The sequence below is a fragment of the Bifidobacterium sp. B4111 genome (assembly GCF_026537235.1).
In the GTDB taxonomy this organism is placed as follows: domain Bacteria; phylum Actinomycetota; class Actinomycetes; order Actinomycetales; family Bifidobacteriaceae; genus Bombiscardovia.
Window position 1 is genome coordinate 124,998 of record NZ_JAFNMO010000004.1, and the last position, 23,860, is coordinate 148,857.

The 23,860-nt window shown below is 61.9% G+C and carries 19 protein-coding genes, 2 tRNA genes and 1 pseudogene; 17 read left to right on the plus strand and 5 right to left on the minus strand.

All coding sequences use genetic code 11. The annotated features are described in order from the left end of the window. Positions 1-17: 17 nt before the first annotated feature. Complete coding sequence (gene thrC / locus J3T93_RS07645; protein ID WP_267431174.1) at positions 18-1,499, minus strand: threonine synthase; 1,482 nt, start codon at positions 1,497-1,499, stop codon at positions 18-20. A gap of 202 nt (positions 1,500-1,701) precedes the next feature. Between thrC and glyA the strand changes: the two genes are divergently transcribed. The 12 genes from glyA (at position 1,702) to J3T93_RS07705 (ending at position 12,698) form a co-directional block, all read left to right on the plus strand. After that, entirely contained in the window at positions 1,702-3,009 is a 1,308-nt protein-coding gene (gene glyA, locus J3T93_RS07650; protein ID WP_267431175.1) for a serine hydroxymethyltransferase, read from the plus strand. Positions 3,010-3,128: 119 nt separating this feature from the next. Next, a complete protein-coding gene (locus J3T93_RS07655; RefSeq protein ID WP_416378840.1) occupies positions 3,129-4,442 on the plus strand; it encodes a glutamate-5-semialdehyde dehydrogenase in 1,314 nt (437 codons plus the stop codon). Further along, on the plus strand, positions 4,439-4,996 hold the full coding sequence (locus J3T93_RS07660) for a phosphoribosylglycinamide synthetase (protein ID WP_121914587.1): 558 nt from the start codon (positions 4,439-4,441) through the stop codon (positions 4,994-4,996). The genes J3T93_RS07655 and J3T93_RS07660 overlap by 4 nt, the downstream gene beginning before the upstream one ends. A gap of 5 nt (positions 4,997-5,001) precedes the next feature. Next, on the plus strand, positions 5,002-5,682 hold the full coding sequence (gene nadD, locus J3T93_RS07665; protein WP_229133146.1) for a nicotinate-nucleotide adenylyltransferase: 681 nt from the start codon (positions 5,002-5,004) through the stop codon (positions 5,680-5,682). Positions 5,683-5,785: 103 nt separating this feature from the next. Then, positions 5,786-6,802, plus strand: a complete 1,017-nt coding sequence (locus J3T93_RS07670; protein ID WP_029676331.1) for a ribose-phosphate diphosphokinase — start codon at positions 5,786-5,788, stop codon at positions 6,800-6,802. Between the two features lie 82 nt (positions 6,803-6,884). Next, positions 6,885-6,955: transfer RNA gene (locus J3T93_RS07675), tRNA-Gln, on the plus strand. Positions 6,956-7,022: 67 nt separating this feature from the next. Then, positions 7,023-7,820, plus strand: a complete 798-nt coding sequence (locus tag J3T93_RS07680) for an HAD-IIA family hydrolase (protein WP_024627950.1) — start codon at positions 7,023-7,025, stop codon at positions 7,818-7,820. 14 nt (positions 7,821-7,834) lie between these two features. Next, positions 7,835-9,211, plus strand: coding sequence for a bifunctional UDP-N-acetylglucosamine diphosphorylase/glucosamine-1-phosphate N-acetyltransferase GlmU (gene glmU / locus J3T93_RS07685; RefSeq protein ID WP_267400263.1), 1,377 nt, complete (start codon positions 7,835-7,837; stop codon positions 9,209-9,211). A gap of 41 nt (positions 9,212-9,252) precedes the next feature. After that, entirely contained in the window at positions 9,253-9,729 is a 477-nt protein-coding gene (gene rsfS, locus J3T93_RS07690) for a ribosome silencing factor (protein ID WP_267431177.1), read from the plus strand. Continuing rightward, positions 9,722-10,462 carry a histidine phosphatase family protein gene (locus tag J3T93_RS07695; RefSeq protein ID WP_267431178.1) on the plus strand — a complete coding sequence of 247 codons (741 nt, stop codon included), beginning with the start codon at positions 9,722-9,724 and terminating at the stop codon, positions 10,460-10,462. The genes rsfS and J3T93_RS07695 overlap by 8 nt, the downstream gene beginning before the upstream one ends. A gap of 95 nt (positions 10,463-10,557) precedes the next feature. Next, positions 10,558-11,484 carry a hypothetical protein gene (locus tag J3T93_RS07700; protein ID WP_267431179.1) on the plus strand — a complete coding sequence of 309 codons (927 nt, stop codon included), beginning with the start codon at positions 10,558-10,560 and terminating at the stop codon, positions 11,482-11,484. Positions 11,485-11,612: 128 nt separating this feature from the next. After that, complete coding sequence (locus J3T93_RS07705) at positions 11,613-12,698, plus strand: glycerol dehydrogenase (protein ID WP_267400071.1); 1,086 nt, start codon at positions 11,613-11,615, stop codon at positions 12,696-12,698. Between the two features lie 89 nt (positions 12,699-12,787). On the opposite strand, the gene J3T93_RS07710 is transcribed toward J3T93_RS07705, so the two are convergent. The 4 genes from J3T93_RS07710 to J3T93_RS07725 all read right to left on the minus strand — a co-directional run bounded on the left by J3T93_RS07710 (position 12,788) and on the right by J3T93_RS07725 (position 16,814). Then, positions 12,788-13,756, minus strand: a complete 969-nt coding sequence (locus tag J3T93_RS07710; protein ID WP_267431180.1) for a PfkB family carbohydrate kinase — start codon at positions 13,754-13,756, stop codon at positions 12,788-12,790. Beyond that, positions 13,749-15,215 (minus strand): purine-cytosine permease family protein, encoded by a 1,467-nt coding sequence (locus tag J3T93_RS07715; protein ID WP_267431181.1) that lies wholly within the window; start codon positions 15,213-15,215, stop codon positions 13,749-13,751. The genes J3T93_RS07710 and J3T93_RS07715 overlap by 8 nt, the downstream gene beginning before the upstream one ends. A gap of 155 nt (positions 15,216-15,370) precedes the next feature. Further along, the gene (locus tag J3T93_RS07720) at positions 15,371-16,366 is read right to left on the minus strand and encodes an ADP-ribosylglycohydrolase family protein (RefSeq protein WP_267431182.1); all 996 of its coding nucleotides are present in this window, start codon (positions 16,364-16,366) and stop codon (positions 15,371-15,373) included. Between the two features lie 375 nt (positions 16,367-16,741). Further along, positions 16,742-16,814 (minus strand) — tRNA-Ala (locus J3T93_RS07725). A 213-nt stretch (positions 16,815-17,027) separates the two neighbouring features. Here J3T93_RS07725 and J3T93_RS07730 point away from each other — a divergent pair. The 5 genes and pseudogenes from J3T93_RS07730 to leuS all read left to right on the plus strand — a co-directional run bounded on the left by J3T93_RS07730 (position 17,028) and on the right by leuS (position 23,817). Beyond that, a pseudogene (locus J3T93_RS07730) lies at positions 17,028-18,054 on the plus strand (D-2-hydroxyacid dehydrogenase). A 5-nt stretch (positions 18,055-18,059) separates the two neighbouring features. Then, the gene (locus tag J3T93_RS07735) at positions 18,060-18,875 is read left to right on the plus strand and encodes a DUF1287 domain-containing protein (protein ID WP_267400066.1); all 816 of its coding nucleotides are present in this window, start codon (positions 18,060-18,062) and stop codon (positions 18,873-18,875) included. 106 nt (positions 18,876-18,981) lie between these two features. After that, a complete protein-coding gene (locus tag J3T93_RS07740; RefSeq protein WP_024627661.1) occupies positions 18,982-19,932 on the plus strand; it encodes a magnesium transporter CorA family protein in 951 nt (316 codons plus the stop codon). A gap of 9 nt (positions 19,933-19,941) precedes the next feature. Beyond that, on the plus strand, positions 19,942-20,772 hold the full coding sequence (locus J3T93_RS07745; protein WP_267400065.1) for a glutamate ABC transporter substrate-binding protein: 831 nt from the start codon (positions 19,942-19,944) through the stop codon (positions 20,770-20,772). 75 nt (positions 20,773-20,847) lie between these two features. Next, entirely contained in the window at positions 20,848-23,817 is a 2,970-nt protein-coding gene (gene leuS, locus J3T93_RS07750; protein ID WP_267431184.1) for a leucine--tRNA ligase, read from the plus strand. Positions 23,818-23,860: the final 43 nt, after the last annotated feature.

Below are 23,860 nucleotides of genomic sequence, written 5' to 3' on the forward strand. Positions count from 1 at the left end.
GCCGATTCGCTCAGGCTTCAGGACTGCATGACCGCGTGGCGGACGTAGTCGGACATGTCCCCTGGATCGATGCAGTCCTGGAAGCGCACAGGTGCGTTTTCCAGGGTGCGCAGAGCCTTGGGGGGCCTGGTGTTGGTGGCCTCGGCCAGGATGTCCATGCAGTCGAAATCGCTGTCCGGGGTCTCCAGACCCAGGGATTGACAGACCACCCTGGGGAACTTGTAAGGACTGGCCGTGGACAGCAGTACCCGGGGCACGGCAGAATCCCGGTCGGTCTGCCCGGTCATGACCTGGTAACCGCAGGCCGTGTGCGGATCGATCAGGTATCCCCGGTTCTCCCAGCAGTTGCCGATGGCTGATGCCACCTGGTCCTCGTCGGCCCAGCCGCAGGAGAAGAGCCCGCGGATTCTGGTCATCAGGGCATCAGGCACCTGGTAGCGTCCCGTAGATTCCAAATCGCTCATAAGCGAGGCAATCAGTTTGGTGTCGCCGTCGGCCATGTAGTAGAGCATCCGTTCCAGGTTGGAGGATATCAGAATGTCCATGCTGGGGGAGGTGGTGGTGTAGAAGGGGCGGTTGCGGTCATAGACGCCTGTGGTCAGGAAGTCGTTGAGGACACGGTTGCGGTCCGAGGCCACGGTCAGGCGAGCCACTGGAAGGCCCATCATCTTGGCATAGTATCCAGCCAGCACATCGCCGAAGTTGCCGGTGGGCACGCAGAACTCGCACGGATCCCCAGGTCTGATCACTCCCCGTTCCATCAGCGACCCGTAGGCCCGGAAGTAGTAGACGACCTGCGGGGCCAGGCGGCCTACGTTGATGGAGTTGGCCGATGAGAGAACGGTCGAGGCCTTCTCGTCCAGCTCGCGAGCCAGGTCAGCGTCGGCAAAGATGGACTTGACTGTGGACTGGGCATCGTCGAAATTGCCCCGAACCGCACAGACCCGCAGGTTGCCGCCCTGCTGGGTGACCATCTGCAGACGCTGAATCTGGCTCACCTTGCCTTGCGGGTAGAAGACGGTGATGCCTGTGCCCGGCGCATCTGCGAATCCGGCCAGCGCCGCCTTGCCCGTATCACCGGAGGTGGCGGTGAGCACCATGATCCGCTCGCCATCGTCCCCGGCCAATGCCATCAGTCTTGGCAGAAGCTGCAGGGCCACGTCCTTGAAGGCCGATGTGGGTCCGCAGAAGAGCTCCAGTACGAAGTCGTTGCCGCCCAGATCCACCAGAGGGGTGATTGCCGGATCGGACCACTGTTCTCCGTAGGCTGCGTCCAGGCAGGAGTCCAGTTCTGGGGAAGAGTAATCACTCAGCAGACTCGAAAGGACCAGTTTGGCCGTGCTCTTGTAGTCCAGGCCGGCTACCGAGGCAGGGTCGATGATCTCGGCGTCCAGTTCATCGCTAACGTAGAGTCCGCCGTCAGGAGCCAGGCCTCGTCTGATGGCCTGCTTGGACGGCAGCTGCTCCTTGCCGCCTCGGGTGCTGTGGTATGTGCTCATGGTTGCCTGCCCCTCCGCCATGTCGCTGAACAGATCATTACCAGGGCATTCTACCCCGTGCAGGGGTCCGAACCATGGCCTTGCTCGGCTCGCGGAGGAAACCGTCTATGGACGTCAGGGCCTGCCAGGGGCCGGCATAGCGTACAGTATTGCCCACCAGCCCTGTATCCGAGGCTGGACCTTATAGACAAAGGAGTGACCCATGGTCGAAGAGAACCCGGTACAGCAATCCTACGATGTCCTGAACTCTTCGATCTCGCAGGTGGATCCGGAGATCGCTGCACTGCTGGATGGAGAGTTGGAGCGTCAACGCGGTGGTCTGGAGATGATCGCCTCAGAGAACTTCGTGCCCAAAGCCGTCCTGCAGGCTCAGGGATCCGTACTGACCAACAAGTACGCCGAGGGCTATCCTGGCAGACGCTACTACGGGGGTTGCGAGTGGGTGGATCAGGTCGAGAACCTGGCCCGGGACCGCGCCAAGGCCCTGTTCGGCGCCGAGTACGCCAACGTCCAGCCACATTCGGGCGCCCAGGCCAACGCCGCCGTTTACCAGGCACTGATCAAGCCCGGCGACACCGTGCTGGGTCTGGCCCTGGATCATGGCGGTCACCTGACCCACGGCATGAAGATCAACTTTTCCGGGCGCTTTTACCATGCCGAATCCTACGGGGTCGATCCGGACACCTTCCGCATTGAGCCCGAGATCATCCGCCAGCGGGCTCTGGAGACCCATCCAGCCCTGATCATCGGCGGGTGGAGCGCATATCCGCGCATCGAGGACTTCGCAGCCATGAAGGAAATCGCCGATGAGGTGGGAGCCAAGTTCTGGGTGGATATGGCGCACTTCGCGGGTATGGTGGCAGCCGGCCTGCACCCCAGCCCGGTGCCCTATGCCGATGTGGTCTCCTCCACGGCCCACAAGACCCTGGGAGGACCCCGATCCGGATTCATCTTGGCCCGTAAGGAGTATGCCAAGAAGCTCAACTCCTCGGTCTTCCCCGGCAACCAGGGCGGCCCGCTCATGCATGTGGTCGCCGCCAAGGCTGTGGCCTTCAAGCTGGCCGGCACGCCTGAATTCAAGGAGCGGATGGAGCGCACACTGGAGGGCGCCAAGATCCTGGCTGAGCGCCTGATGGCCAAGGATGTGGCCGACAACGGCATCACCGTGCTCACTGGAGGGACGGACGTCCACCTGGTCATGGTGGATCTGCGCAACAGCGAGATGGACGGCCGCCAGGGGGAGGATCTGCTGGCCAAGATCGGCATCACCGTCAACCGCAATACGGTGCCCTTCGATCCCCGCCCGGCATCCGTGGCCTCCGGTCTGCGCATCGGAACCTCCGCCCTGGCCACGCGTGGATTCGGCCCGGCCCAGTACGAGGAGGTGGCCGACGTGATCGGCACTGCGTTGGCCCAGGGTCCCCAGGCTGATCTGGATGCCCTCAAGGCCCGGGTGGACCGGTTGGTCGAGGCCTTCCCGCTCTATCCCGAGCTGGATCAGACCCACTGATCGGCACTTGGAGGAGGGAGGTGCAGCAATGCCTTCCCTCCTCCTGTCGTCATTGCCTCCGCTGAGGGTTACAATCGGTACAGAATATGGGTCTGGCAGGCCCGTGAGGGCGAAAGGATCTGACGAACATGAGTGAAAACGACGACTCCGATCGCCAGGATGTGTTTGATCGGGTCTGCGCCATGGCCGATGCTGCGGCGGCTGCACAGGCAGGTCTGGCAGGTATGACCGGCCAGGCAAGGAACGCCCTCTTGCTGGCCTTGGCCGATGCGCTGATCGATCAGGCTGAGCAGATTGCCGCAGTCAATGAGCAGGACTGCGCTCAGGCTTTCGAAGAAGGAATGAGCGCCGGTCTGATTGACCGTCTGCGCTTGGATAAGGTTCGTATTGCGGACGCCGCCCGTGGCGTGCGCATGGTGGCGGGACTGACCGATCCGCTTGGCGAGGTGGTTCGCGGCCATGACATGCCCAACGGCATGCGGCTCAATCAGGTGCGGGTTCCCCTCGGCGTGGTGGCCATAATCTACGAGGCCCGGCCCAATGTCACCATCGATGTGGTGGCCCTCTGCCTCAAGTCCGGCAATGCGGCCCTCCTGCGAGGGGGGCACGCGGCCCAGCGCACCAATCGCGCGCTGGTGGAGCTGATAGGCGGGGTGCTTCGTGAGCAGGGGTTGGATCCGGCTCTGGTGGCTTCCGTGGATCGATACGGTCGCGAGGGGGCCCAGGCTCTGATGAAGGCGCGCGGTCATATTGATCTGTTGGTGCCCAGGGGTGGCCGGGGGCTGATCCGCAGCGTAATTGAGCAGGCCACTGTGCCCACCATCGAGACCGGGGCTGGCAATGTCCATATTTACGTGGACCGTTCGGTGGATATGGATCAGGCCATCCCCATCATCGTCAACGCCAAGACCCAGCGGGTGGGCGTCTGCAACGCTGCTGAGAAGCTGATCGTCCACAGGGATGTGGCCGCTGAATTCCTGCCCCGCGTGGCCCAAGCGCTGACGCAGGCCCAGGTCGAGCTGCACCTGGATGCGGTCTCCATGGACATCCTCGCCGGGCATGGTTTGCCTGAAGAACTGCTGGTCCGCGCAGAGGAAGCCGACTGGGATCGTGAGTATCTGGATCTGAAGATGGGGGTGCGTGTGGTCGACTCCCTGGATCAGGCCATCGAACACATCAACCGTCACTCCACCGGACATACCGAGGCCATCCTGGCCCGGGACTATGAGGCTGTGGAGGAGTTCTCCCGTCGTGTGGATTCGGCCGTGATCATGGTCAATGCCTCAACGAGATTCACCGATGGCGGCATGTTCGGCATGGGCGCCGAGCTGGGCATCTCCACCCAAAAGCTGCATGCCCGAGGACCCATGGGTCTGCAGGAGCTGACGACCACCAAGTGGATCGGCTACGGCAGGGGACAGGTACGGCCGTGAATGAGAAGATCGAAGAGCTCTTCCAGCGCGAGCACGACAATCCCCGCATCTGGCTAAGGGTGGCTTCCGAACGGCTGAGCCTGCTGCGGTACGTCTTTCTGGTGCAAATCGAGGATGGCATCCCGGATGCAGACCAGCGCTCCTGCCTGGAGTACGCCGACGCTGTCCTGATTGGCTGGCCTGACGAGCATGCCGATGATGTATACGACCTGGACCAGGACCAGCTCAATCAGGTCAGGCATAACATCACCGTCATGGAGGAGCGGGTGCCGGTCTTCCGCAAGCAGGAGCAGGAGGGGCGCATCGCTGACCTGTCCGATTCATTGGTAGCTATCACCGGATGCGTGGCTCAGGTTCGTCGGGCCTACCAGCCGGGCTTCCCCCTGCCCACCTATTCCGAGATCCGCCGGGTGGTCCAGGAGGAGTGGAATGCCGATATGGAGCGGATCGATCCTGACCGGGTCAACCCCAGCGCCGAGCAGATGCGTCAGGAGGCCAAGTCGGAGAACGAGGAGAACGCCTCGGAAGCCAGACGGGAGGGCGAGCAGGCGTGAACCGGATGATGTCTGAGCTGTCCAAGGAGGGGGAATCCGGGCAGGAGCCATCAGATATTGATCGGACCGCTGGGTCGGCCCACCATAACCATCGTCCCCGTGTGGGGATTATGGGCGGCACATTCGACCCCATTCATAATGGCCACTTGGTGGCTGCCTCGGAGGTGGCCTGGGTCTACGACCTGGATGAGGTCATCTTTGTGCCCACCGGCCGCCCGGCTTTCAAGCTGAACAAGACGGTGACCAATGCTGAGGATCGCTATCTGATGACCGTGATAGCCACGGCCTCCAACCCCAAGTTCACGGTCTCCCGGGTGGATATTGAGCGTCCTGGCATCACCTACACGGTGGACACTCTGCGCGACATCAAGCGAATGCGCCCCGACAGTGACCTCTTCTTCATCACCGGGGCGGACGCCGTGGCCGAGATCATGCGCTGGAAGGATGCCAACCGGATGTGGGATCTGGCCAAGTTCGTGGCTGTCTCCCGGCCCGGCTATTCCTCAAGCCTGGACGACCTTCAGGTGCCTGCCCAGCGGGTGGATACGTTGGAGATTCCGGCCCTGTCCATCTCGTCCACGGATGTGCGCCGTCGCTCGGCCCGGGGCATGCCCGTCTGGTACCTGGTTCCGGACGGGGTGGTGCAGTACATCAACAAGCACGGGCTCTACCGCTCAGCTTCCTGAGCTTTGCATTCCGCCTGACTCGTCAACACGGACTGCTCGGCTGTGTCAGCGCGCGCCATTATTATGGAGGCTGTCCGCTTCAGCGAAAACAACGTTTGGAGATATGGTGAGCGCGATACTCAAAGGCAGACCAGGGAAAAATCTCATACTTGTCACAGGCCGGACCCATCCCAGACTCGCGGCGGACGTGGCCGATCAGCTCGGCATCGACGTCCTGGAGACGACAGCCTACGACTTTGCCAACGGCGAGATGTATGTGCGTTATACGGAGTCGGTGCGTGGTGCGGATGTCTTCGTCCTGCAGACCCATTCCGACCCGGTCAACAAGTCCATCATGGAGCAGCTGATCATGATCGATGCCCTCAAGAGGGCCTCGGCGCGATCCATCACCGCAGTCTGCCCGCTCCTGGGTTACTCCCGTCAGGATAAGAAGCACCTGGGGCGCGAGCCCATTTCCTGCAGGCTCATGTTCGACCTGCTCAAGGCGGCCGGTGCGGATCGAATCATGTCGGTCGACCTGCACGCTGCCCAGTCACAGGGCTTCTTCGACGGGCCTGTGGATCACCTGATTGCCATGCCTGTGCTGGTGGACTATGTGCGCGACCGGATGGATCTGTCCAAGGTGGCCGTGGTCTCGCCAGATGCCGGCCGCATCCGGGTGGCCGAGCAGTGGGCCCAACGCCTGGGTGGCGTGCCCCTGGCCTTCATCCACAAGACCCGTGACATCACCCAGCCCAACAAGGCTGTGGCCCATCGGGTGGTGGGCGACGTGCGCGGCTTGGACTGCGTGCTGGTGGACGACCTGATCGACACCGGCGGCACCATCGCTGAGGCCTGCAATGTGCTGGATGAGGCTGGCGCCAATTCCATCACCATCGTGGCCACCCATGGCGTCATGTCCGGACCCGCCGTGGAACGTCTCAAGTCCTGCCAGGCCAAGGAGGTCATTCTGACCGACACGGTTCCCATCCCCCAGGAGAAGCGTTGGGATGGGTTGACTGTGCTGTCCATCGCCCCCCTGCTGGCTTCGGCCATCAAGGCGGTCTTTGAGGATGGCTCAGTGGCCCGGCTCTTCGATACGTATCCAGCTCATCACGGCCAGGGCTTCCTCTTCGCTTAAAGCCTTGCCTGCCCGGCATGGCGTGGCGTAATCGTCCGGCTGTGGCATAATAAGCCTGGCGGGGCCTCAAGAGTTCCGCCCTTCCCCCATGGTGTAAAGGCAGCACACGGGTCTTTGGAACCCTTAGTCTTGGTTCGAATCCAGGTGGGGGAGCTTACGCTCGCCGATTCCGGTCGGAGACGGCCTCCTTGGGGTCGGTGACCAACCGAAAGGAACTGTCTTGGCAGTCAAGAAGATCGAAACCTGGCTCACCGACATGGACGGCGTGCTGGTGCACGAGAACACGGCCCTGCCCGGAGCTGCCGAATTCATCGACACCCTCAAGCGCAACAACCGCCAATATCTGGTGCTGACCAACAATCCCATCTACACCCCACGTGACCTTTCGGCCCGCCTTGGTCGTTCGGGCATCGACGTGCCCGAGGATCGGATCTGGACTTCAGCCTTGGCCACCGCCGACTTCGTGTCTCGGACCATGCCGCAGGGATCGGCCTATGTGATTGGCGAGGCTGGGCTGACTACGGCCCTGCACGAGGCCGGGTTCATTCTTTCCGACATCAATCCGGACTATGTAATCCTGGGCGAGACCCGGACATACTCCTTTGAGTCCATCACCACAGCAATCCGTCTGATCCTGGGCGGCGCCCGCTTCATCTGCACCAACCCTGACGCCACCGGCCCCAGTGAGAACGGCGTTCTGCCGGCAGCCGGCGCTGTGGCGGCCCTGGTGACTAAGGCCACCAACCGGGAGCCCTACTTCGTGGGCAAGCCCAATCCCATCATGTTCCGCACGGCCCTGAACAGGGTTGGCGGCCACTCAGAGACCACGGCCATGATCGGTGACCGAATGGACACCGACGTGGTGGCCGGAGTCGAGGCTGGCCTGAACACCTTCCTGGTGCTGACTGGCATCACCACACGATCCGAGGTGGAGACCTTTCCCTACCGCCCTGACCAGGTGGTGGATTCCATTCAGGATTTGATCGACATCGCCGAGAGCGGGGTGGTGGAGTTTTGAGCGGCGGGCAGACGCTGACCGCTGGCATCATCCTGGCCGCAGGCGAGGGCACTCGCATGCACTCGGCCCACCCCAAGGTTCTGCATACCTTGGCTGGCAAGACCTTCCTGCAGAGAGTCATGACTTCGGTGACCGCCCTGAATCCGGAGCTGACTGCCGTGGTGGTTCATCATCAGGCCGACCTGGTGGCGCAGGCCGCACGGTCCTACGATCCCCAGGTGCGTATCGTCCGTCAAGACAGCAGACCGGGTACAGGGCGTGCGGTTCAGTGCGCCGTAGACCAGCTGGATGGGGAGCTTCGGCATGACGGTCAGGTGCTGATCGTGGCCTCGGACATGCCCCTGCTGGACGCGGACACGCTGCAAAGCCTGCTCGACTATCATGTCAATTCCGGTGATGGGGCCACCGTGCTGACGGTCAATCTGGACGACCCTACCGGTTACGGTCGCATCATTCGTGACCAGGATGGACGGGTCCTGCGCATCGTCGAACAACGGGATGCCACCGGCACCGAGCTGGCCGTCAAGGAGGTCAACACTTCCGTTTACGTCTTCGAGGCTGATCTGCTTCGACAGGCGGTCCGTGGCCTGGACGACAGCAACGCCCAGGGGGAGTTCTATCTGACCGATGCCCTGGAGACAGCCCGTCGCTTGGGCCGGGTGGGAGCCTTCGCCGCTCCTGATCCGCTCAAGGTCGAAGGCGTCAACGACAGAATCCAGTTGGCTGATCTGGCCAAGGCCCATAACCTGCGGGTCTGCCACAAGTTCATGCGCCAGGGGGTGACAATCCTGGATCCATCCACCACCTGGATCGAGGACGACGTGGTCGTCCAGCAGGATGCCGTCATTCTGCCCGGATGCTTCCTGCAGGGTCATACCGAGATCGCCTCGGACGCGGTCATCGGGCCCTATACCACCCTGATCGATGCCATCGTCGAGCCGCAGGCCAGGGTGGAGCGTTCCCGCGTGCAGGAGACCCGGATTGGGGCCAGGGCCAACATCGGCCCATGGACCTATTTGAGGGCCGGCAACGTCCTTGCCGAGGACACCAAGGCCGGGGCCTTCGTGGAGATGAAGAAGGCCACCATCGACCACGGGACCAAGGTGCCCCACCTTTCCTATGTGGGCGATGCCCACATAGGCCACGACAGCAATGTGGGCGGTGGGTCCATCACGGCCAATTACGACGGCGTGCACAAGAACCGCACCGAGATCGGGTCGGAGGTGCATGTGGGCGCAGGAAACCTCTTCGTGGCACCCGTCCAGGTGGGCGACGGGGTCACGACCGGGGCCGGATCGGTCATCCGCCATCCGGTCGAGGACGGAGCCATGGTCTACTCCACCAATGACCAGCATCAGGTTCCGGACTGGAAGCCTGCCTGGGAGCGGTAACCATGAGAGCATCGGCTTCACAACAAGGAAAGGCGTGACAAGTGCCAGCATTGCAGGAATCCATCGACGCGGTCCGGGTGGCCGCTCGGGCTGCCAACGATGTCAAGGCCATGGACATCGTGGCCTTCGACGTCTCCCGGCCCATCGCCATCACCGATATCTTCATGGTGGCCACCGGCAGCAACGAACGTCAGGTCCTGGCCATCGCCGAGGAGGTGGAGAAGCAGCTCCATCTGCAGAAGAACCTGGATCCCCGCTCGCGGGAGGGCGTCCAGGAGGCCCAGTGGGTTCTGCTGGACTACGGTGATTTCGTCATCCACATCATGCACAAGCAGGCCCGGGCCTACTACGATCTGGAACGGCTTTGGAAGGACTGCCCACAGGTGGACCTGCAGCTGGAGCACCCCTTCACCCTCGCCGATGATGACCCGGATAGCCAGCTGGCCTCCAAGGCGGACGATCTGAATGGGGATGATCTGCGCAGCCGTTTCGTCGATCCGCAGGAAAGCCATGACTGACTCGGTTGCCACCGTCGAGGATGGACGGCATGTGCGCTCCATGACCGTGGTCCGTCATGGGCAGACCTCATATAATGCAAAGCACCGGATGCAGGGCCAGATCGACATTCCCCTTAACAGCGTTGGCCGCTGGCAGGTGGAGAGGGCTGCCGAGGAGCTCCGGGCTGAGTACGTGGATGGCGCTCCTCAAGACCGTCACCTGCTGGTGGTCTCCTCTGACCTGGGTCGGGCTGCCGCCACCGCTCATGCCTTTGCCGACCCCTTGGGCCAGACGGTCCATCTTGATCCCGGGTTGCGCGAGCGCAGCTTTGGCGAGTGGGAGGGGGCCAGCGCTGAGGAGGTTCGTCAACGTTGGCCCGAGGACTATGAATCCTGGTCCCGGGGTGCCGGGGGAGAGCTGCTGCACGGTGCCGAGACCAAGGCCCAGGTAGGTAAGCGCGGTCTGGAAACCCTGAACCGTTGGATCCACCGGGCTGGTCCAGACACGGATCTCATGGTCTTCTCCCATGGGTCCTTCATAGCCCAGGCCCTCCAGGCTCTGCTGGGCATGGCCAGTGAATATCCCGAATACCTGGGTCTGGTCACCATGCGCAATGCCCACTGGGCGCGATTGATGCCACGAGACCTGCCGGACGGCGGTCTGCGCTGGTCCATGATCGACTACAATCGCGGTCCTTCCATCGCCATGCGTGGGGACTGGGACAATCCCCGAGGGCTGGTCCAGACCGATTGAGGTGCTTGGGCGGTCGGCCGACCATCACAGGATCGCCATGACCACCAGCTACCATAAGAGCGCAGCAACCAGCCGTTGGATCAAAAGGGGTCGGAGTGAAGCAGTTCTTTCATGACATTTCCTGGGCGCAGATCGTCGCCGGCGCTCTTGCAGCCATGACCTCCTTCTGGCTGGCAGCCAAGATCGGCGTGGCGGGATCCATCATTGGTGTAGCAATCGGTTCCATCGTTTCTGCTGTGGCCTCGCAGATCTACAAGAATGTCTTGGAAGCCTCCGGTCAGAAGCTGCAGGAGTCCGTGGTTGGCAGTGCTGACCAGGATGATGACAATTCCAAGACGGATTCGAATTCCGATTCAACCGCGGATGGACAGACCACGGTCTTGCCGGCACAGGGGAAGGGCGCTTCGGACGATTCCAGCGGTGCTGCAGACGGATCCACCCAGGTCATGGCCCCGGTTGATGGGTCCACCCAGGTCATGCCTCCTGTCGGTGATGAACAGTCGGCGGCCAAGACGGGTCGGACCGTTTCGTCCAGCAACGGTCCTCGGGCCCATGCGGCTCCCACTGCGGCAAACAGCAAGAAGAAGCTGGATCAGCGACGCCGTAACGTCATCATTGTCTCTGTGGTCAGCGCTCTGGTGGCCGTGCTGCTGTCTGCTCTGGCCATCAATGCCCTGACCAAAGGCGAAGGCACCGACAAGGTGGTTCGTAACGTGGTCAGCCCTTCTACCAGCCAGGTAACCCCCAGCCATGAGGAAGAGACCCCTTCTAAGCCTGCACAGCGTACTGAGCAGCCAGAGGATCAGTCAACCTCGGGTGTCCCCCAGAATCAGCCATCGGGAGCGAATCAAAACCCAGGCACTGAACAGGGAACGGGACAGGGTCAGCAGCAGGGAGGAAACTCCATGAGCTCGCCATCGCCGTCTGCGGATGCGACCGGCTCCACGCCCAGTCCCTCAAATACGGCTTCCACACCTCAGTCGTCACCGACGAGTACGACCAATTCCTTGCCTCATAACTGACCTGCCTGTCGGCGCGGCACACCCATCCCACCATATAATGTGACTAGGGTCACTTTCAGGCGGGCCAAGAGGCCCGTCCTTAAGGACCTGGTCCCGAAGGCGGGATCAGCGATGAGAAAGGTGTATATATGCGCAAGGTTCTGTGCTCTCCCGGCTCCTATGTTCAGCAGGAGGGCGCCATGGGAAAGCTGGCTGGAGAATACGCGGCTCTGGGCACCAAGGGCGCCCATCTGATCGTCGATCCGGTCATCGACGGGCTCTACCACGACGACATTGTCGCCTCCTTTGAGCACGATGGGATCCCCTACGAACTGATGAAATTCGGCGGCGAGTGCTCCATGGAGGAGATCGACCGTCATCGTGCTCATTTGGGCAGCAGCGACGCGGTGATCGGCATCGGCGGCGGCAAGACCTTGGATACCGCCAAGGCTGTGGCCCACTTCGCCCACCTGCCGGTCATGATTGTTCCCACGGCGGCCTCCTCGGATGCGCCCTGCTCAAGGCTGTCCGTGCTCTACACGCCCGAGGGCGTCTTTGACCGTTACCTGCCCCTGCCTGCCAACCCCAACGTGGTCCTGATGGATACCGACGTCATTGCCAAGGCTCCGGTGCGTTTCCTGGTGTCAGGACTGGGCGATGCCTTCGCCACCTATTACGAGGCAGCCGCCTGTGTGCAGTCGAACGCGGTGACCATGACCGGGGGACACGCCACCATGGCTGCCTTCGCCCTGGCCCGTCTCTGCCGCGACACCCTGCTGGAGGATGGGGTCAAGGCCGTGGCCGCTGCCAAGGCCGGTGTCCGCACAGCCGCCTTGGAGAAGATCATCGAGGCCAATACGCTGCTGAGCGGTCTGGGCTTCGAGAGCTCCGGCCTGGCTGCAGCCCACGCCATCCATGATGGGATGACCGCCCTGGAGGGCACCCACTCCATGCTGCACGGCGAAAAGGTGGCCTTCGGCACCTTGGCCCAGCTGGTCCTTGAGGATTGGCCCCTGAAGGAGACCCGCGGGGTCTATGACTTCTTCCGCAGTGTGGGTCTGCCCACCTCCCTGGAGCAGATCGGCATCGGCCAGGCCAGCGAGGAGGATCTGCTCAAGGTCGGCGAGCATGCCTGCGGCCCTGACGAGACCATGGGCAACATGCCATTCGAGGTCACCCCCACCGATGTGGCCCACGCCCTGCGCGCAGCCGATCAGCTGGGAAAGCAGCTCTGATACGTCATTCCCTGGTCCCTCGTTGAGAGACCAAGCGGCCGTCGGCATGAAGTCGGCGGCCGCCTTTGTTTCCTCCGGTTTTGCTCCGGTCACCATTGCAGGGAGCTGGCGGCCTTTCGTATGGCTTCTTCACTTGGGCATGTGGCTGGACCCCGCTGGGTAGTGGAAAGTGCTCCTGCACAGTTGGCCAGCACCAGGGCCTCCTCAATGGGCAGACCTTGGAAGATGCCCGCGCAGAGGACGCCCGAGTGTGCATCGCCTGCACCGTTGGTGTCTATGGCATGGACCTGCGGGGTGGGAATGTACTGGCTCTGCATTGCATCCTTGGGCTGGCAGTACCAGGCACCGCGGGCGCCGGCCCTGAGAACCACAGGACTGTCCAGTCTCAACGAAAGCGAGCGGCAGAGGGATTCCAACTCAGTAACGTCGCCAGTTTCGGGTTGGCACCCTAGACGTTTCGCCAGGATTGGTCCCTCGCGTTCGTTGAGGGACCAGATAGGATGCAGACTGTTGACCGCATCAAGCACATCCAATGCAATATCGGCCACCATGGGTCCCAGATCGAAGAGCACCGGAAATCCTTCGCCCTGGTGTTTCTCAGCAAAACCGAGCAGGCTTCGGGTGTTGTCCTTGTGGCAGAAGGAATACCCGCTCAGGTAGATGACATCACCGGGAACCAGATTCATGCTTTCGTAGGTGCCCTTCGGTACCTGGGTCTCAGCGCCCCTCGCCGATACAAAGGTGCGTTCACCCGAGGGCTCGATCATGGCTACCGAATATCCGGTATCACAGTCATCCAGCACAGGCCCTTGTGCGGGAACCTGCAGGGCGGCAAGGGCTCCACGGACCATGTCCGCCATCGGACCTGTGCCGATCGCCCCCATGTAGGCTACGGGCGCTCCCATCCGCCTGGCTGCCTGGATCACGTTGTATCCGCCGCCGACCTTTATGGCAGTTTGCCTGGCGAAAATGTCCCCTCCGCGTTCCGGGAGGTGGTCGATGTCCATGCTGAGGTCAATCACCACCTGACCGAGATGAAGGATGCTGGGTTCAGTCATTACTGCTGCTCCTCACCGCCACTGAGTCCTTGGAGAGGAGGTGCAAAATGGCATAGAGGATTCCTCCCAAGAGGAGGGATACCAGCCATGCCAGACCGTTCCTGCCCAGGAAGCTGCCGGCCAGCGGTCCTGAGAACCAGACCTCGTTTTTGGAGATTTGGGCCGTCACGAACAGGAAGCCGACGACTATCCCCACCAACCAGCTGACGATGGCCGGGAGGTTGATGCCGTGCCAGTACCAGTATGGGGAGTCGGCTCGCAAATTCAGAAGGCCGTCCGAATCGTAGCGCTTGCGGAAGATCATATCTGACAGGAAGATGCCTGCCCAGGTGCTCAGCGGTACTGCCAAGAGGGAGATGAAGGTGACGAAGGGGCCGTAGAATCCGTCGGAGCCCAGCGTGAAGTACAGGGCTCCGCAGGTGGTCACCACCACATCGACGACGACCGCATAGACGCGGGGAATTCTGATGCCCAGGGTGATGGTGGTCAGGCCGGCCGAATATACGGACAGGTTGTTTGACATGAGCAACCCAGCGAAGGCGGCAATCAGATAGGGGATCGAAACCCAGGCGGGCAGGGCGCTTCGAACCGCGGCGACCGGATCAGCGGCGGAGGCAATGGTGGAGTTGCCTGCTGTCAGGACCGATCCCAGACCGATAACCACGACCAGGGGGATGCCGGCGCCGGCTGCTGCAGTCAGGATCAGAGAGCCCGATTTCACCGAGGTCTTCTGGTAGCGGGCCATGTCTGCGCCGGAGTTGACCCAGCCGATGCCCGTCCCCGCGGCTATGGTGCCGACGCCGATCAGGAAGGCGCTGGCTGGTCCGGGTGCATTGCCGATGAAGGAAGACCAGTCGACGGTCGTGGCCAGATAGATGGCCACCAGTAGAGTGAGGGCTCCGAATATCCAGGTGGCCCATTTCTGCACAGTGAGAATGAAGGCGTGGCCGGCGGCCGAGACCACCACGGTCAAGGCTACGAAGACGGCAATGCAGACAAAAGTCAGGAAGGGGGAGCGCTTGGCATCGGCTGAGGTGCCGAAGATGATGGCGATCAGGGAAAGTAGTGCAAAGGCGCCGGTCATCGTGTTCACCGTCTCCCAGCCCAATCTGGACAGCAGAGCCACCAGTGTGGGGCCTGCATTGCCTCTGACGCCGAAAATAGCCCTGGACAGGGTCAGCGTGGGGGCGCCGCCTCTTCTACCGGCTATGGAAATGATGCCGACCAGTGCGAAGGATCCGAAGGCTCCGATGGTCGTGGCGAGCACGGCCTGCCAGAGGTTGAGGCCCTGGGCAATCAGGGTTGCTCCCAGAGGGATTCCCAGAATCGAGATGTTGGCGGCGAACCAGACCCAGAAGAGCTGACCGGGCGACCCGTTCCTCTGATCCTCGGGCACGGGTTCGATGCCCCTTTGCTCAACTCTGGAGAGGATGGTGCCCTCTTTTGGTGCAGTTGACATGGATTGTCTCCTTTGACTCACGATGTACTGAATGCAGCGATGGATTGTCTGGTCAGGCCTGTGGTGTGGCCGGGTGGACCCCATGATCTCGGGGTTGATTGGATTTTACATTGTCGTATTCCTGAAGAATTCTGCCGTATCCGTTTTGCCCTTTGCTACCTTAGGGCAATCAGGCCACGGGCAGTTTTCTGCAGGTCAAGGTGAGATACCGAAGCCACCTGGGAGCAGAGTGCAGGGTCGAAGACCTCGGGGCCGGTGCATGCGCCGGTCATTGCGCCGGTCATGGCAGCGATGGTGTCCGTATCGCCGCCCAGGTTGACTGCGACGAATAGAGCCGATTGGGGATCGTCGGCGAATCTCCAGGCCAGGGCAAAGGCGACTGCCACAGACTCATTGGCCTCCACCGAAGTGCCGCAGTCTTCGATGAGGTGGCGTTCGAAGTCGTCCTCATCGCTGAATTCTTCGGACACTTGTATTGCCTGGCGAGCGCGTGCGGGAACCGAAGCCTTAGGGGTCCAGGCTCCGGAGGTTTCCATGGCGGGTACCAGGCGCAAGGACTCGTCCAGTGCCTGGCGAAGGCTCATTCCTTCAAGCCCCAGACTGACTGTCGTAGCGATCAGCGCTGCGCTTTGAAAGCCTGCGACCGTGTCGTGGGTGACCTGACAGGACTCGTAGATGCGATTGGCCAGCCGTCTGGTGTCTTCAGGCCTGTTGGCTATCCCTACCGGGGTGACTCGCATGGCTGCCCCATTGGTGGTGCCGGTCCTTCCCGTGGTCATGATGTCCGCGCCCTGGCGAACCTGTTCCAGAGCCAGCTTGGTGGATGGCCCGAGCAGGTCGAGTGATCCGCGTGACTTCACGTCGTCCTCCCAGGCCAGAAGGCGCTTAGCGAACTCTTTCGGATCGATGTGTCCTCTGCCCTCGATGACCAGTTCTGCGACAATCAGTGCCTGCTCGGTGTCATCGGTCACAGATCCCGCAGGCATACTGGGAGCGATCGGTTGATCCGCAACAGCATCACGAAGGGTGTCAACCCTGCCGTAGGCCTCATGGATGGCTGCTGGACTCATGCTCTGCGTGGGCATGCCCAATGCATCTCCCAAGGACAGCCCAGTAAGTGCGCCAAGTGCGCCCTTTTCAGTTCTGGTCATTGTTGTGCAAGCCTCCGGAGTTGTTGTGATGAGCCCATGAATCTGTTTGCAGATAGACTGCGACATTTTTAATCAGAATAATTGTAAGGCCCTTGGAGGTTTGTCGGCACAAGGGTTGTGGCAGGCATGATTCACAATGAAGAATGGGAATCCGAAGGAGCTCCACCGTGCTAGGTGGGAGATAAAAACAATGCACGTTAGTCGAGGTTAAAGATTTGATCGAGGTATGGGTTCTATAGATTGCTGACAGCGATTGGCGAAGATTATCCCTTGATGCCGTAACGGAGTTTGTAAGGGTGTCCTAATCTGGGCTTCGGCATGGATCAGCATCCTGATATGAAAAAGGATCCCGAGGTGACCTCGGGATCCTATCTGTGGAGCTAGGGGGATTCGAACCCCCGACCTTCTCCATGCCATGGAGACGCGCTACCAGCTGCGCCATAGCCCCGTGCTTGCCTTGCTTGGTGAAGCCTTGCCTATAGTACACCGGGATTGGTGAATGGAGCAACTCAGTGTGTTGCCCTGGAATTGCAGGGATTGTGAGCTAATTGATGGATTTTATCCTCGAATGGTCTTGAGTCATTCCTGAGCTTGCAAGTGCGCTAGCATGATGAACAAGGGGCGACCAAGGGGGTCGGCAGCAACGGAAAGGCGGCGGACCATGACCGGTAAAAACGATGCCGAAGTGCGGGTTGAAAATCGGAACGAGAACCATCCTGGGGACCAGCTCATCATCAACTGCCTGCCCTTGGACCAGAGTGAACGACAGGAATTCCTTCAGGCGGCTCCAGGCGTTCGTCAGGAGTTCATTGTCGACACGGACATGCGGCAGAGCATGCATTGGCTCATCGATGTCCCTCAATCCCTCCGATCGGAGGCCACGATCATTTTGGGTAATCCGCCGGCCGAGCAGGTGGTTGCCTGCCATAACCTGGTCTGGCTGCAGACCAGCAGCGCGGGTGTGGATGCCTACCTGAAACCGGGGGTTCTGCCTCCGGACGCCATGTTAACCAGTGCCTCAGGGCGCTTACGGGCAGTCGGTCTCCGAGCACATGTTCGCCATGATGTGGGCTCTGATGAAGGACCTGCCGGCCTACCGGGACAATCAGCGTTTGGGCCGTTGGGAGCCTCGCGGGGCCGTCCTTTCGCCGTGTGGCTGCCAGGTCCTGGTTTTAGGCACAGGGGATATCGGAGCCTCCTTCGCTCGTCTGGCCAAGGCCGTAGGCGCTCGGACCATCGGTATCAGGCGCCATCCCGACCAGCCGGTGGAGGGGTTCGACCGTCTGGCTGGTTTTGACGACCTGGATGCCCTGCTGCCTGAGGTGGACGTAGTGGCTCTTGCCCTGCCTTCAACGCCGCTGACCCGGCACATCATCGATGACCATCGTCTTGCATTGATGAAGTCCACCGCCGTGCTGATCAACGCGGGCAGGGGAGATGCCGTGGACTGCATGGCTCTGGCCCAAGCCCTGGATAAGGATGGCATTTTCGGTGCAGGTCTGGATGTGACCGAACCGGAGCCCCTGCCTGAAGATCACCCACTCTGGAGGCAACCACGCTGCCTGCTCACCCCGCATGTGGCCGGGGGAGCCCATCTACCCTCCAACATGGACAAGGTTCGGGAAATCTGCCTGGATAACCTTCATCGATTCATGGATGGCAGGCCCCTGCGCAACCGGATGAGGTGACCACTGTGCCTACAGAGCGAAACCGCAGCGGCCGCAGCCATCGGCGGACAATGGTTCTGCGGTGGGCGGCTGTCCTGCTGGCGCTCGCGTTGGTTGTGGCGGGCTCCTTGGCCCTGGCTGGCAGGCTGGTGGGCGTCGGGCCTGCTCGCCATTCAGACAATCAAAACTCCTCCGCAAACGGCCCCAGGACCGCTTCTCACGGCCCGCCCGGGTATTCTCCAGAGCAGACCGCGGCCCATTCGCCTCTGACCTCGCCTGTGGACTACAACCATGACGGCGTGGATGACTACACGGCCATGGTGCGTGGAGCCCATCAGGAGGCCCGCCGCCATCCTCATTACGACAGCGGCTACTACCAGGGCGGCTATCCGCCCGATGACCGCGGCGCCTGCACCGACGAGATCTGGAGGGCCTTCCGGCAGGCCGGCTACGATCTGAAGACCATGGTCGACGCCGACATCGCCTCGTCTCCTGGGGCCTACGCCGGCGTGATCAACAGCCCGGATCCGAACATCGACTTCAGGCGCACCAACGTCCTCGGCGTATTCCTGTCCCGGCATGCCCAGCGTCTGACCAACGACACTGCGGCCACCGACCAGTGGCAGCAGGGCGACATCGTCATCTTCGACACCTCCTGGCACATCGGCATGGCCTCCGATAGAAGGGACAGCCGGGGTATTCCCCTGCTTCTGCACAACATGGGCCAGCGCGACAGGGAGAACGACTACCTGGGCTCGCCGGGCCACCGTCCCATCACCGGGCATTTTCGCTTCGACGCTTCCAAAATCCAACCCGCCGTCCTGAAGCCATGGCGGGGATGACCGGGGACTATCCTGCGGAATTGGACACGGCGGTAACTGGTTGTCTGCTACTATCGGTTCGGCCAGGCACGTCGGCCGGGTTCGAGCACGAGAGGTGGTGATGGCGATGATGAGAGTATTCAGCACCATGAACGGGCAGATCGAGCAGATCGGCAAGGCTTCCAAGGGCTCATGGATATGCTTATCGGCGCCTACCGATGTCGAGCTGGCCAACGTCTCCCAGACCACTGGCATAGACCTGGCTGATCTGCGCGCCCCCTTGGACGATGAGGAGCGCTCGCGTGTGGATGTGGAGGACGAGTACACCATGGTCATCGTCGACATTCCCCGGGCCGAGGAGCGCGACGGCCGGGACTACTACGAGACCATCCCTTTGTCCATCATCGTCACCGAGGATCTGATCGTCACCGTCTGCATGCAGGACACCGTCCTGCTCCACCCCTTTATGGAAGGCACCATCCGGGGTTTCAACACTTTCATGAAGTCCCGCTTCATCCTGCAGATCCTCTACCGCAACGCTACCCTCTACTTGCGCTACCTGCGCATCATTGACCGCGAGTCGGACCGGCTGGAGCTCAAGCTGCGTCACTCCATGCAGAACCGAGAGATCCTCATGCTGCTGGAGCTCAACAAGACCTTGGTCTACTTCGCCACCAGCCTCAAGTCCAACGAGATCGTCCTGGAGAAGCTGACCGGGCTGGAGCGGATCAAGCGCTACCCGGACGACGAGGATCTTCTGGGCGACGTGATCACCGAGAACAAGCAGGCCATTGAGATGGCCAACATCTACTCAAGCGTGCTTTCGAACATGACCGACGCCTTCGCCTCCATCGTCTCCAACAACGTCAACAACGTCATGAGGATCTTCACCATCATCTCCATCAGCCTGTCGGTGCCTACGCTGATCTTCTCCATGTATGGCATGAACTTCAACCAGGGAATGTTCGGCATGCCCTTCACTGACAAGCCTTGGGGATTCGCGGTTGTGGTGATTCTTTCAGGTCTGGTCACCGCCCTGGTGACTTGGTTCCTGACGCGTTCGAGAATGTTCAAGTAGGGGCCGATCATGTTTGCACGCAGGATTGCGGCGGCTCTGTTGGCGCTGGTTCTGGCGGTGCCCCTAAGCGGGTGCGGCCGCCAGGAGGATCGCTACCGGGCGGGTTCCATCGGGCCCAAGATCAGCGTGGGCATCTCCTTCGACCAGCCCGGGCTTGGATTCGCCCAGTCCGGCCAGTACCGGGGTCTGGATGTGGATGTGGCCCAGTACGTGGTCCACGAGCTGGGATACGCCGAGTCGCAGATCGTCTTCCGCCAGGTGAAGCCTGCGGACCGCGAGCGCATGCTCGAACAGGGCCAGGTGGACATGGTCGTGGCCGGCTACTCCATCACCCAGGATCGTCAGAAGCTGGTGGATTTCGCCGGGCCTTACCTGGCTGCGGGGCAGGACCTGCTGGTTCGCCGCACTCAGAGCGACATCGCCGGGGTGGAGGACCTGGCCCAAAAGCGGGTTTGTGTGGCAGCGGGATCCACCTCCGGGGCTCTGGTGCGTTCGCTGGCACCCCAGGCCCAGGTCCAGGAGCGGGAGGAGTTCCCCGAGTGCATCACGGCCCTGCTCAGCGGGGATACGGATGCCGCCAGCGGTGACGACTTTGCCCTGGCCGGACTGGCTCATGTTCGTGGCGGTGGCCAACTGCGCCTGGTCGGCAAGCCCTTCTCCAACGAACATTACGGTATCGGCGTGCCCCACGGTGATCCGGAGTTGGTGGACGTCATCGACCAGGCCTTGAAGAGGATGATGCGGGACGGGTCCTTCAAGGCCGCCCTGGGCCGGGCCTCCAAGTCCATCGGCTATTCCATTGATGCCGCCGCCCGCACTCTGCGGCCCGGCGATCGCTGAGCAAGGCTTCCGCCAGGATGACGGATGCTGGACATTGGCTCGGCCGTGTCCATGTGAATGGCGATAATTCACCATATGAACGCGAATGAAGACAGGGATCATCAGCAGACCCAGGAATCCGATCAGCCCAAGTTCCGCTACGATGCCGCCATGGCGCAGACCATCGAGGAGCACTGGCAGAAGCGCTGGGACAAGGAGGGCACCTTCTGGGCAGCCAACACCAAGGGTGATTTGACCGATGCCCAGGGAGATCACGCCGGAGGCCGCAGTCCCTACTTCGTCATCGACATGTTCCCCTACCCCTCGGGCAAGGGCCTGCATGTGGGCCACCCCTTGGGCTACATCGCCACCGACGTGGTCAGTCGCTACCACCGGATGAAGGGCGAAAACGTCCTGCACGCCATGGGCTACGATGCCTTCGGCCTGCCCGCCGAGCAGTATGCAGTCCAGACCGGCCAGCATCCCCGGGCCACTACCGAACAGAACATCGACAACATGCGCTGGCAGCTGCACAGGCTGGGGCTCAGCTTCGACGACCGCCGCTCCTTCGCCACCATCGATACGGACTACGTGCGCTGGACCCAGTGGATCTTCTCGCGCATCTACGAGTCCTGGTACGACCCCGACTACCGCCGTGCCGACGGGGGGACGGGCTCGGCCAGGCCTATCAGCGAACTGGTCGAGGCTTTCAAGTCCGGAAGCAGGCCCATCCCCGGTCATCCCGATACCTCCTGGGAGGACCTGGACGAGGCCGAGCGCTCCGAGGTGCTCAACGACTTCCGTCTGGCCTACATCTCGCGCTCGCCGGTCAACTGGTGCCCCGGACTGGGCACGGTCCTGGCCAACGAGGAAGTGACCGCTGAGGGCCGCTCCGAGCGCGGCAACTACCCGGTCTACCAGCGCGAACTCAAGCAGTGGTCCATGCGCATCACCGCCTACGGTCACCGGCTTCTGGAGGATCTGGACATTCTGGACTGGCCCGAAAAGGTCAAGCTCATGCAGCGCAACTGGATCGGGGAGTCGCACGGGGCTTCGGTGGACTTCACCGTGCCCAGCCCTGACGGCGATCAGACCATGGAGGTCTACACCACCCGTCCCGATACGCTTTTCGGTGCCACCTTTGCCGTGGTCTCTCCTGAGCACGACCTGCTGCAACACCTGCCCCAGGAGTGGCCTGAGGATGTGCCTGAACAGTGGAAGGGCGGTTATGCCAATCCCACGGAGGGCGTTCAGGCCTATCGACGGGCCGCCGAGGCCAAGACCGCCAAGGATCGCGTGGACGAAGGCGGGGCCAAGACCGGCCTGTTTACCGGGCTGTATGCTCTCAACCCCATCACCGGGGCCAAGCTGCCCATTTTCACCGCCGATTACGTGCTGATGGACTACGGCACTGGAGCCATCATGGCTGTGCCAGGCGGTGATCAGCGCGATTACGATTTCGCTGTCAAGTATGGTCTGCCCGTTGTCTACACGGTCAGCCCGCTGGATGATTCCGGACAGACCTTGGACGATTACCGGGGCAAGGCACCTTTCATATCCCACGACGGGATTGTGGTCAACTCTTCGGTCCAGGCCACCCAGGCCGTTGGCGATTCGCTCAGCCTGGACGGTATGCGTGTTGACCAGGCCATCGAGAAAGTGACCGCATGGCTGGAGTCGGCCGGGGTGGGCCATGGAACGGTCTCCTACCGGCTGCGCGACTGGCTCTTCTCCCGTCAGCGCTACTGGGGCGAGCCTTTCCCGGTGGTCTATGACGACCAGGGCCTGCCCCACCTGCTGCCCGACGACCAGCTGCCGGTGGCCCTGCCTGACGTGCCCGACTATTCGCCCAAGGCCTTCGACCCCGAGGATGCCCAATCCAGCCCCGAGGCACCGCTGAGCCGCAACCAGGACTGGGTGAACGTGACCTTGGATCTGGGCGACGGCCCCAAGGTCTACCACAGGGACACCAACACCATGCCCAACTGGGCCGGCTCCTGCTGGTACTACATGCGCTACATCGACCCCAAGGACGACCAGCACATGGTTGATCCGGAGGAGTACGACTACTGGCTGGGTCCCAAGCACAATGCCACTGCCGGGGAGTCGGGCGGCGTCGATCTCTACGTGGGCGGTGTGGAGCATGCGGTGCTGCACCTGCTCTATGCCCGCTTCTGGCACAAGGTCCTCTACGATTTGGGATACGTCTCGTCCAAGGAGCCCTTCCACAAGCTCTTCAACCAAGGAATGATCCAGGCCTACGCCTACACGGACCAACGCGGACAGTACGTGCCTGCCGCCGAGGTGGAGGAGCATGATGAGGGCGGCAAGGTCAGCTACACCTGGCAGGGACAGCCGGTCAACCGCGAGTTCGGTAAGATGGGCAAGAGCCTTAAGAACATCATCACCCCGGACGATATGTACAGCACCTACGGGGCCGACACCTTCCGCCTCTACGAGATGAGCATGGGCCCCCTGGATGAGTCCAGGCCCTGGAACACGCGCAATGTGGTGGGCGGCATGCGCTTCCTGCAGCGGCTCTGGCGCAACGTGGTGAACGAGCAGACCGGCGAGGTGGTCCTGGACGAGGGAGAGCCCGACCAGAAGACCCTGAAGCTGCTCAACACCACCATCCACGACGTGACGGTGGAGATGGAGGCCATGCGGCCCAACACGGCCATCGCCAGGATGATCGTGCTCAACAACCATCTGACCGGCCTGAATCCGACACCCAGGGCAGCCATCGAGCCCCTGGTGCTCATGCTCTCGCCCATCGCCCCCCACATCTGCGAGGAGCTTTGGAGCCGGCTGGGTCACAAGGAGTCCCTGGCGCATGCCCAGTGGCCGACCTGGGATGATCGCTATCTCGGCGAGGACACGGTCACCGCCGTGGTCCAAGTCAAGGGCAAGGTCCGTGGCAAGCTGCAGGTCAGCCCCGACATCGCGCCTGATCAACTCGAGGCCATGGCCCTGGCACTGCCCGCCGTCCAGGAGCGGCTGGGTGGCAAGGAGCCGCGTAAGGTCATCGTCAAGGCACCCAAGATCGTTTCGGTCGTGCCGGCCTGATCCTGCACTGCCCGCAGCCAGGCTGTGGACAGGCGATGACCTT